This window comes from Maribacter sp. LLG6340-A2 (assembly GCF_045057105.1).
Lineage (GTDB): Bacteria > Bacteroidota > Bacteroidia > Flavobacteriales > Flavobacteriaceae > Maribacter.
Genome location: NZ_CP159332.1, coordinates 2,544,003 through 2,555,632 on the forward strand (window position 1 = coordinate 2,544,003; position 11,630 = coordinate 2,555,632).

Annotated in this window: 7 protein-coding genes; 3 read left to right on the forward strand and 4 right to left on the reverse strand. The window is 37.6% G+C overall.

The features are described 5' to 3' along the window. Positions 1 to 65 precede the first annotated feature (65 nt). The 4 genes from ABVM52_RS10675 to ABVM52_RS10690 all read right to left on the reverse strand — a co-directional run bounded on the left by ABVM52_RS10675 (position 66) and on the right by ABVM52_RS10690 (position 9,172). The gene (locus ABVM52_RS10675; protein ID WP_405380319.1) at positions 66 to 743 is read right to left on the reverse strand and encodes a hypothetical protein; all 678 of its coding nucleotides are present in this window, start codon (positions 741 to 743) and stop codon (positions 66 to 68) included. Further along, a complete protein-coding gene (locus tag ABVM52_RS10680) occupies positions 740 to 5,161 on the reverse strand; it encodes a thrombospondin type 3 repeat-containing protein (RefSeq protein ID WP_405380321.1) in 4,422 nt (1,473 codons plus the stop codon). Before ABVM52_RS10680 ends, ABVM52_RS10675 begins: the two co-directional genes overlap by 4 nt. A gap of 127 nt (positions 5,162 to 5,288) precedes the next feature. After that, positions 5,289 to 8,123: a DNA polymerase I gene (gene polA, locus ABVM52_RS10685; protein ID WP_405380323.1), complete on the reverse strand. Its 2,835-nt coding sequence runs from the start codon at positions 8,121 to 8,123 to the stop codon at positions 5,289 to 5,291. Between the two features lie 62 nt (positions 8,124 to 8,185). Then, complete coding sequence (locus ABVM52_RS10690) at positions 8,186 to 9,172, reverse strand: isoaspartyl peptidase/L-asparaginase family protein (protein WP_405380325.1); 987 nt, start codon at positions 9,170 to 9,172, stop codon at positions 8,186 to 8,188. A gap of 41 nt (positions 9,173 to 9,213) precedes the next feature. Here ABVM52_RS10690 and ABVM52_RS10695 point away from each other — a divergent pair, with 41 nt between their 5' ends. The 3 genes from ABVM52_RS10695 to ABVM52_RS10705 all read left to right on the forward strand — a co-directional run bounded on the left by ABVM52_RS10695 (position 9,214) and on the right by ABVM52_RS10705 (position 11,611). Continuing rightward, positions 9,214 to 9,936, forward strand: a complete 723-nt coding sequence (locus ABVM52_RS10695) for a copper homeostasis protein CutC (RefSeq protein WP_405380327.1) — start codon at positions 9,214 to 9,216, stop codon at positions 9,934 to 9,936. Positions 9,937 to 9,992: 56 nt separating this feature from the next. After that, positions 9,993 to 11,222, forward strand: coding sequence for a metallophosphoesterase (locus ABVM52_RS10700; protein WP_405380329.1), 1,230 nt, complete (start codon positions 9,993 to 9,995; stop codon positions 11,220 to 11,222). A 92-nt stretch (positions 11,223 to 11,314) separates the two neighbouring features. Further along, positions 11,315 to 11,611, forward strand: coding sequence for a thioredoxin family protein (locus ABVM52_RS10705; protein WP_405380331.1), 297 nt, complete (start codon positions 11,315 to 11,317; stop codon positions 11,609 to 11,611). Positions 11,612 to 11,630 lie beyond the last annotated feature (19 nt).

An 11,630-nucleotide genomic window follows, 5' to 3' on the forward strand; every position in this document is an offset into this window, starting at 1 on the left:
TGCGCTATATTTTAACGTTCTTAAAACTTGGTTTCGTCTATTATTAGCTAATATTTAACAAGAGTTTAAAAACTAAAACTCATCTCATTTGCAGAGGTGTTGCCGTTACTATCTTTTGAAACCACTCTTATAAAATACACTTCGCCTTCTGTATAGGTGAAATTTGTTGTGGTCAACGTGGTATCCTCTAAGAGAATTTCTGGGTTGTTTGCGGTACCTATAGAAATATCATAGCCGGTAAGGTCGTCGTCTAAATCCTCAGCAATCCAAGAAATGTTTGCGGTAGAATTACCTTGGTCTTCCACTTCAATGGTTGCAGGAAATGGGGCGTAACTCTCTGTTACCGTACCTTGCGAATAGAAATTCCAAGAATCGCTCTTTAAAGTCTTAGCGTCTAATTTGGCCGTTATTTGCCATGTAAACTGTACACCTTTGGGAACGTTTAGAACTGTAGAAGTGCCATTAACAGTTTTATTCTCCGTGGTGCTGCTTTCTTGGTTAATTAGCTCAAGTTCATAAGAAGTGGCATTTGTAGATGCTGTCCACAGAAACTCAATACCAACGGTTCCGTCGGTATTTTCTTCTCCTTCCGTGCAGATAAGATTATTGTCTGGGAAAGTCAATGCGAAAGCGCCTAATTCTTTTTCCACTTCATCTGGTGGGTTGGGACTATCATTATCTCCACCGCCACCACATGAAACCATTAGTGTCATTACTAAAAATAATTTTATAGCTATTTTCATTTTTTTACAAATTTTAAATTGATTTCTTTTTCACTCTCTATTACGGTCAACATGTAAACACCTGGATCAAGGTTAGATATATCCATCGACAATTCTCCATTGATTATTTCGCTACTGGTACGTATGGCTGTTACTCCATTTACATTTGCAATTAAGATTTGAGCGTTATTCATGTTGTCAAGACCTTCTACACGTAATGTTTCAGCAACAGGATTAGGAGAAAGGATGGCTTGATTTATAACAATATTATCATTGAATATACCTTGACAAATTTTATCTGTTTCAATTGAAATTTGATTTACTCCTTTATCCAATGGAAATAAAATCTCATGATTTGAAACATCGTCAAATTGGTACGTATACATTTTATCATTTACCAATACCTCATAGTTTTTGCTTCCAGAAACAATAATCCTTGCTTTCTGGGCATGATAATCTACCACGGTTTTACCGGTTGTAAATTCATCAGGTACACTAACGGTAACCGTAAAACATTGTTTAAAATCTGGGAAATCCGGTATGTTAATACATACTGAATACACGCCTGGCGATAGGTTTGATTTAACAAAATCTTCATTATTGGTAATATTGGAAAAAGATTCGTTTAACGCACCGCGGCTTAATTCCACCTGATACAAATAATCTTCAGTTAAGCTGACCGTAATTTCTCCATTAGAAGTGTTAGGGCAGCTGGTACTGGTAACTTTTACTTGAATTCCATCATTGGGGATATCAGGTAATGAAGTCTGATTGTCTGCACAACCCTCAGCGTTTACCGTTATATTTGGAAGCGTATTTGGACATTGGTCAATAGCGTTGTTTACACCGTCATTATCATCGTCTAATTGGCTTTGCGAGCAACCGTTGCTATTTACTGTTTCACCTGTTGGGGTATTTGGGCATAAATCATCTGCGTCAAAAACACCATCTTCATCTTCATCTGTATCTGTTTGTGTTACTGGGCACCCAATATTATTTACAAAAGTTCCTTCTGGGGTGTTAGGGCAACTGTCACTGTCGTTACTTACACCGTCATTGTCATCATCTAACTGGCTTTGTGAACAGCCATTGGCGTTCACAGATTCTCCCATAGGTGTATTGGGACACTGGTCTACAGTATTATCCACCCCATCATTATCATTATCTGTGCTAGCGATGTTTGCTCTAAGGACCATATTGTCAAGTAAAATATGTTCCTGTGGTTGATCGGATATTGCACTTATGTTCAAATCTACAAGTTCATTTGATTCTGGTGTAAAATATACCCTAAATGTATTCCAACCATTTTCAGAGGGATCCGTTGTAACTTTATAGATAGTTTCGGGAAAAATACCTTTTGTCAGTTCAAACTCCAAGGTGTTAAAACTGCCTTCGGTAATTTTGTAATCAATAGCAATTTCATATGAAACACCTTTATAAAGTTGTACCTCTTTTTGAAAGATTGATGAAGTGTTTGTACCATTATCACTTGTTGTGAGTTCTAGACTATATTCTAAATTATCACTTATATCCTCATTTTTGTTCCATGAACTTCCCGGTATCATAATTATTCCCCATTGCGCCAAATTGCTTCCACCGCCTAATGACCAATCTTCAAAACTTGGATCATTGATAATGTTGGAATCATCAATAGAAACTTCACAACCATTATCATCTACTGCTAAAGCACTAGGAGATGTACCTGGGCATTGGTCCTCAGCATCCGTTACACCATCATTATCTTCGTCTGGTGGGGTTTCACCAAGTACGCGCATATAATCTACAACGATAACACTTTGTGGAGCGGAGGTGGCCCTAAATTCTAATTCAAAAACATAGTCTTCATCCTCGGTATCCGTCATAAAATCAAATGAGTAGGTATGCCATTCTCCGTCGGTATTCAAGGTAAGGGATTCATTTATATATTGGGTAGCAAAATTTCCTCCGTCCTTTAAAATCCAAAGATTGGCCGTTATAGATTCCCCTGTACCTATATAAACTTTATAATCAAAAGCGAAGGTATGTGCCTTGTTTTTCTGTAATGAAACTTTACTAACGTTTCTAGTACTTAATTCTGTTCTTTCAGATATACTGGTGCTTAAATCTAGTCTTAATGAAGAATAACCTTCCGTTGCATAATAGAAATTGGCTTGGGAAACAGAATTGGCATTCACTATTGACCAATTATCTGGGGCACTAGGTGTTCCTGACCAATTTTCAAAACTGAAATTTTGCAGAAAGTTTGTTTGGTTAGGGTCTATGATTATACAACCTTTTTCATCAACAGGTTCCCCAACTGGGGTGTTGCGGCAAATATCAAGATTGTTAGTTACACCATCATTGTCATCATCTAGTTGACTTGGAGAACAACCACTAAAATTGACTGTTTCACCTTCAGGTGTATCAGGACATTGGTCATCATTGTCTGCAATGCCGTCATTGTCCTCATCTATAATACTAGCTCCGTCCACAGCAAGCGTAATTGGATTTTTTGTCAATGTTAGGTCCGTTAATTGGGTATTTGAAACTTGACAATCATAAGCGCCAATATCTGCTGATGTAACATTGGCTATTGTAAATGTGGAATTTGTAGCGCCTTCAATATTTTCCCCATCTTTACGCCATTGGTAGGTGTTGTTTGTATCAGTTGTTGTGGTGACTGCAATTTCAAATGTATCATTGGTTTCTAAATAAATGGTTTCGCTAACACCTATACTTGCCTGTGTAGCGTAGTTCATTTGGGGTTGGTTAATAGAAGTGTCCAACAAATCCTCAAATATGAAGGAATTGTCATATAAACGAAATATGGAATGGCTATTCGTAAAGGTTGGCACCTGCCCGCTAAAGTTATTACGGTCTAACGAAATTCGGTCTAACGTAGGTATTTGATTTAATTCTACTGGAATAGTACCACTAAAGCTATTTTCACTTAAAAATAATGTTACTAAATTGCTTAATTGCCCAAGTTCTTTTGGGATGGATCCGGTAAAATTATTAAAATTTAAAGTTAGGGTGGTTAGGTTGGCCAAGTTACCAAACTCAATTGGTATTTCTCCTTCTAGATTGTTGACGCTCAAATCTAACCTTTCTAGATTAGTTAATTGGGCCAATTCTTTTGGTAGAATACCGGATAGGTTATTTCTGTCAAGGTAAAGAATCTGGATGCTAGAAAGTTGGCTTAGTTGTGTTGGTATTGCACCATTTAAATTATTTGAATCTAATTTTAATGATGTTAAATTTTGTAATTGCCCAATGGAGGTAGGTATTGTGCCAGTAAGATTATTGTAATCAAGGCCTAAATATTCTAAATTAGATAATTGACCTATACTACTTGGTATGGTGCCAGATAAATCATTAGTGCCTAAATTTAAAGTTGTTAAGTTATTAAGTTGTCCTAACTCAGTTGGTATGTTGCCTGTAAGTTGGTTGTTGTTTAAGGCAATTCTTTTAGCATTGGCTAAATTTCCAAATTCAGAGGGAATGCTACCGGTTAAATTGTTGTATGAAAGATATAAGATCTCTAATTGGGACATTTGTCCCATTTCAATTGGTAGACTACCTGAGATTTCAAAGTTATTTAAATGTAGTTCTTTAAGTTTGGTCAAGTTTCCAATTTCAGGAGGAATTATTCCCGTTATGTTGTTTGCAGGTTGTCCTGTAAACCCGTTTTTTGTTAAGTCTAATATTTGCAGTTCTTCTAAATTTCCTAATTCAGGAGGTAAATACCCAATTACATTGTTAGCTCTTAATTTTATTTTTATAACCCTGCCATTGTCATTTTGGGTAACCCCGTCCCAATAGATCATAGATTCATTCAGGTCCCAAGTATTTTGCCAGTTTGCGCCATCTGTTGCGTTGTAAAGTGCTATTAAAGCATTTCTGTCCGTAGTGTTTTCAGGTATTTCAGCAGCGTCATAGAGTCTTATATTATCAATTAAAATATCTTGAACGAAGCTTCTGATACTACTATTCGCTATGGTAAAAGTAAAAGTATAGTTATCATTTGTTGGTACTTCAAAAACAAACTGTCCATTTTCCCAAGTGCCTGTTTGATGCCTAACCGTATGCCCAATAGCACCGCTACTATTATCAGCTCTAATACTGATTGATGGAATATCATTAGTTTGCCCCCCACTTATAAACGTCATTTTTACATCTAATTTTAAGATGTAAGTTTTTCCGCCTAGTAAGCTATAACTATCACTTTGAATACTTGCATCCTGAGAGGTGGTTGCGTTAAAAATTTGGACACTACTTGATCCAGAGCTGGTGTCTGTTTGATTTCTTGTGACAACACCGTTAGTAGTAATAAAGTTATTTGGTTCATTGCCAGACCAACTTTCAAAATCACCATTGGCAATGAGATTGTTCTGAGAATAGCCAGTTAATGAAACGAAAAATAAAGCTAAGGAATATAGCCAAGTGTAGTTTTTAGACATAGGTTGATTATGTAGGTTATTCAGCCCTAATATAACAGATGCAATTAGATTTAAGTATTAAAAATCGATAAACTACAGCACTTTATTTTTGTAATCAATACGATTTTAAGGATTGATTTTAATGTAATTAGTGGGCAACCAGCCAGTTATCGCCAATTCCTACTTCAACATCTAAAGGAACAGCAATCTTATATGCATTTTCCATTTCAGATTTAATTAGAGTCTGTAATTCTTCCAATTCAGGTTTATACATATCGAATACCAATTCATCATGTACCTGCAACAACATTTTAGACTTATAGTTGCCTTCATCTAACCTTTTACGAATATTTATCATGGCAATTTTAATGATATCCGCAGCACTACCTTGTATAGGTGCGTTTACGGCATTGCGTTCTGCAGCACCCCTTACCATGGCGTTACTCCCGTTTATATCCTTAAGGTACCTTCTTCTTCCTAGAACAGTCTGTACATATCCATGATCGCGGGCAAAGTCAACTTGCTCGCTCATATAGTTTCTTAATTTTGGATACGTCTTGTAGTATGTTTCTATTAATTCCTTGGCCTCTGATCTTGACAAATTGGTCTGGTTGCTTAATCCAAAAGCAGACACCCCATAGATGATTCCAAAATTTACTGTTTTGGCATTGCTTCGTTGTTCCCTTGTAACTTCTTCCAAAGGTACGTTGAACACCTTAGACGCAGTAGATGCGTGTATATCCTCACCGTTTTTAAAGGCTTCTATCATGGTGGTTTCCTCACTTAGTGCCGCAATGATGCGTAATTCTATTTGAGAATAATCCGCAGCTAGCAAGGTGTAGTTCTCATCTCGTGGAACAAACGCCTTTCTCACTTGACGACCACGTTCCGTACGTATTGGAATGTTCTGTAAGTTGGGGTTATTACTGCTTAACCGCCCGGTGGCTGCCACGGTTTGCATGTAATCTGTATGTACACGGCCTGTAGTTGGTTCTATTTGTTCTGGCAAAGCATCTACATAGGTACTTTTGAGTTTGGCCAACCCGCGATAATCCAGTACGTTTTGTATGATTTCATGGTCTTTTGCTAAATAGGATAGTACATCTTCTGCTGTGGAGTATTGGCCTGTTTTGGTCTTTTTGGGTTTGTCTACTAATTTTAATTTGTCAAATAGAATTTCACCTAGTTGTTTTGGCGAACCTATGTTAAACTCTTCACCGGCAACTTCATAAATTCTTTTTTCAAGGTTAGCGATATCATTGTTCAAATCCTCGGAAAGTGAATTCAGGAACTCTTTATCTAAATTAATACCTTCTAATTCCATATCCGCTAATACGCGTAATAGCGGAATCTCTATATCTTGAAACAACTTTTCTGTGTTTGCATCTTTTAGTTCCGGTCTAAAATGTTGTGCCAACTGATAGGTGATATCTGCATCTTCTACGGCATATTCCGTTTGTTTTTCTAACGGTACATCGCGCATATTTAGCTGGTTCTTACCTTTTTTTCCAATTAATTCAGTAATGGAAATAGGCGTGTAGTTAAGATAGGTTTCAGAAAGCACGTCCATGTTGTGGCGCATATCTGGATTAATGAGATAATGTGCCAGCATGGTATCAAAAAGAGGACCTTTGACATCAATGTTATATTTATCCAATACCTTAATGTCGTACTTTAGGTTCTGGCCAATTTTTTCAATGGTTTCAGATTCAAAAAAAGGACGTAGTTCCTCAAGTAACTGCTGGCTTTCCTCACGATTTTCGGGAAATGGGATATAAAATCCTTTGGTAGCCTCCCATGAGAAAGCAATACCTACCAACTCTGCCGTTATTGGATTTAAACCTGTAGTTTCGGTATCAAAACATACCGAAGGTTGTTTCATTAAATTTTGTATAAATAGCTTCATGGCCATACCTGGCAAAACGCTTTGGTAAGCATGTGGCACATCTGCAATAGTTTTTCTGCTTGAATAATCTTTAACGGTTGCTCCTGAGTCTGCAGCATTGCCAAATAAAGAAAACTGTCCTGATCCGGCATCTTGAATTTCTTTTTTTGCAGTAGGGGTGCTAGAGACTTGTGTTACCTGTTCTTGGGTATCCGTTGAGAAGATTTTTATAAACTGATCTTTTAATCTTCTAAATTCAAGTTGTTCAAAAATTTCTTGGACCTTTTCAAAATCCGGTACGGAAAGTTCATAATCCGAAGCGTTAAAGGTGACATCGCAATCTATACAAATGGTCGCCAGTTTTTTTGACAACATACCTAATTCCTTGTTCGCCTCAACCTTCTCCTTCATTTTCCCCTTTAGTTGATCGGTATTGGCCAGTAGGTTCTCCATGGAGCCAAATTGGGCAATGAATTTTTTTGCCGTCTTATCACCAACACCTGGTAAACCTGGTATATTGTCACTGGCATCGCCCATCATACCTAAATAATCTATTACTTGCTCAGGACGTTCAACACCAAAACGTTTTTGCACTTCGGGTATGCCCCAAATTTCAATACCATTACCCATACGTGCAGGTCTGTACATAAATATATTTTCGGATACTAACTGTCCAAAGTCTTTATCCGGGGTGACCATAAATACCTTGTAGCCCTCTTTTTCTGCCTGCTTTGACAATGTACCTATGATATCATCTGCTTCCCAGCCTTCTAAAACCACACTTGGTATATGCATGGCCTTTAAAATATCTTGAATATAGGGTACGGCCAAACGAATAGCATCCGGTGTTTCATCACGATTGGCTTTATAGGCTTCAAACATTTCGGTACGTTCCACACTTCCGCCCTTATCAAAACATACGGCCAAATGATCCGGTTTTTCCCTTCTGATCACATCGAACAAAGAATTCATAAATCCCATTATCGCGCTAGTGTCCATACCCTGGGAATTTATTCTAGGATTCTTTATTAGTGCGTAGTACCCACGAAAGATTAAAGCGTATGCATCTAGTAAAAAGAGTCTTTTTTGATCGGCCATGTCAGTGTTTTGTTTGTGTAGGGATTAAAAGTACTAATTGAAATATAAATTATCTTAAATTCTTATCCTTCAAGATAACTGTTAGACGGGTTGTTTACATGACCGTCTTTGGTATATGTTCTATAGGTAAAACCGGGGTGTATACAATATGCTCCCGTTTCTCCTTGCTTATTTATGGCAATAAACCCTATTTGAAAATCTTGCTTATCCTTGTTTTTTGCGATGATTCTTTTTACACCTTCCTCACACGCTTCTTGTGGGCTTTTTCCTTGGCGCATAAGTTCAACGATAAGAAAACTGCCTACGGTTCTAACTACTTCTTCGCCCACTCCGGTTGCCGTTGCTCCTCCAATTTCATTATCAATGAATAATCCTGCACCTATAATAGGGGAGTCGCCAACCCTGCCGGCCATTTTATAGGCCATACCACTTGTGGTACATGCGCCCGCAATATCACCTTTTGCATCTATGGCCAACATACCTATGGTGTCATGGTTTTCTATATTGATAATTGGTTTATATTCAGAGGTTTTTTTCCATTCTAACCAATCTTGTTTTGCTTTTTCCGTTAACAGATTGGTTTTTTCAAAACCTTGTTCGTACGCAAATTGTTCCGCACCTTTACCTGCTAACATTACATGTGGCGTTTCTTCCATTACTTTTCTTGCAACGGAAATGGGGTTGGCTATATTTTGCATGGCCAAAACAGCACCGCAATTGCCATCTTTGTCCATGATACATGCATCTAATGTTACATTGCCGTCACGATCCGGGCGACCGCCATTACCTACCGTATTGTTATTTAGGTCATTCTCCTCTACCATAACCCCTTGGTGAACTGCATCCAAAGAGCTGCCGCCTTCTTCCAATACCTCCCAAGCTTTTGCTGTAGCATTTCCAAAATCCCATGTGCATATGGCAATAGGTGTGGTTGGGGCAGTAGTTGGCAATTTGACCGTACTGTCTTCCTTACAGGAGGCCAATATTGGTGCAGAAATGATCCCTGCAGTTAGGGTGCTGGAATTTCTTATGAACTTTCTTCTTTTCATGGTTTGGGTTCTTTACTTTTAGAGGCCTTAAATATAAGAATATGCTAGTAGAAGTTTGCGCAAATTCCTTGGAATCTGCCTTGGTCGCGGAACGTGCTGGAGCAGACCGTATTGAGTTGTGTTCTGAGCTTGCCGTAGGTGGGTTGACCCCTTCATATGGCTTGTTAAAGAGCGTTAAAGAACATGTTTCCATACCTGTTCACGTACTAATACGTCCTAGAAGTGGAAATTTTTCGTATGCTGATCATGAACTTGATATAATGTTGAGCGATATTAAAATGTGCGTTGATTTAGGATATGAAGGTATTGTTTCTGGGGTTTTAACACCAGATTTTAAATTGGATGTTGAACGTACAAGCCTGTTGAAAAACGCTTCCGGTGATTTAAAATTTACCTTTCATAGAGCTTTTGATTGGTTAGATGATCCTATTGAAGCCATGGTGCAACTAGAGAAGTTGAAAATTGATTATGTGTTGACCTCAGGTCAGCAAAAATCCGCTCCGGAAGGCTTTTCATTTTTGTGCGATTTACAAATGCACCGGTTTAAAATTGAAATTATGCCCGGTTCAGGAATCAATGCAGGTAATGTACACTTATTTAATGATCAAGGTTTTACCGCTGTACATTTATCCGGTACCGCCATGGAAAAAAGATTGGATAAAACGCCACAGGTAACCATGAATTCAAATCACTTTTTAAGTGATGATCATGTAGCGGTTACACAGTTTAATAATATTAAAGAAGTGGTTTACAAGGTTAAATAAAATTGAAATGAGCGCATATACCGCTACGATAGGAATATCTTTGTAAAAAAAGGATTATGGCACGTTGGGTTATTTTTACCATTTTATACATAGCTCTTTGTTTTTATGTGCTACAAGCATTAAAAACGGTTGCTAGACAACCATGGTGGTCTTATTTGTATATAGCCGTTTCATTGATCGTAATGGCTAATTTCATTTATCAGTTTACGGTAGGTGAGGAAACTGGCCGTGTTTTAAGTATTTCAAAGAGTTATGCTTTTGGTTTGTTGTTGACAGTACTGACCTTTAATGTGATTACTATTATATTTTTATTTTCAGAAGACGTTTTTAGAATATCTACAGGTATATATCAACGCTTTTTTGGCTCAGGTAAGGAATTTGGGCTTCCGGCGCGTAGACGCTTCTTAAGTTTATTAGCCTTAGGTATTGCCTCTGTCCCCTTTGGAGCTTTATTGTATGGTATGTATAAAGGTAAATACAATTTTAAGGTATTAAGGTACACCTTGGAGTTTGATGATTTACCGGATAGTTTTGATGGTTATCAAATTACGCAGATATCTGATATTCATAGCGGAAGTTTTGATAATAGAAAGATGATCGAGTATGGTGTTGACCTAATTAACAAACAACAAAGCGATGTGATCTTGTTTACTGGAGATATGGTAAATAATATGACTTCTGAAATGGTGCCATGGGCCGACCTTTTTACTACTCTAAAAGCTAAGGATGGTAAGTTTTCCGTATTGGGTAACCATGATTATGGGGACTATATTCCTTGGGAAACAGAAGCACTTAAAAGTAAAAATCTGGACGACCTTAAAACCTTACAACGAAATATGGGTTTTGATCTTTTGTTGAACGAGCATCGATATTTGCAAAAGGGAGCGGATAAGATTGCCTTGATCGGTGTTGAGAATTGGGGAAAGGGTGGATTTAAAAAAGCAGGTGATCTTAAAAAGGCATCGGCCGAAGTCCAAAAAGATGATTTTAAAATATTGATGAGCCACGATCCATCTCATTGGGAGATGGAGGTTATCAATGACCCTTATCATTACCATCTTACCCTAAGCGGACATACTCATGGTATGCAATTTGGTATTGAGATTCCGGGTTGGATAAAATGGAGCCCAGTAAAATGGCGCTACCGGTATTGGGCCGGTATTTATAAAGAAATGGGACAATTTATAAATGTGAACAGGGGATTTGGTTTTCTGGGCTATCCGGGTAGGGTAGGTATCTGGCCAGAAATAACGGTCATTACTTTACAAAAAAAGGCATTAACATGATTTTAACCCTATTACAGCGCCACAAATGTTAAGGGTAGAATTTTATTTTAACAATTTTTATTACATTTGACTAACATAGAAAAGCAATTTATATGTCCAAATTTGGAGAGCTTATAGATTTAAAAGTACCGGTATTACTCGACTTTTATGCGGAGTGGAACGAGCAATCTACATCTATGCACCCGGTGCTAAGGGATGTTGCCGCTGCTTTGGGAGATAAAGGTAAAGTAATTAAGATCGATGTTGATAAGAACAAGGAACTTTCCCAGGCATTGCGTGTTAAAGGATTGCCTACTCTAATGATTTATAAAAAAGGGGAAATGGTCTGGCGCCAAAGCGGTGAGCAAGATGCCAATACTCTAATAGGTATTCTTAAGGAATACGTCTAATTTCCACTTAACTTATTGA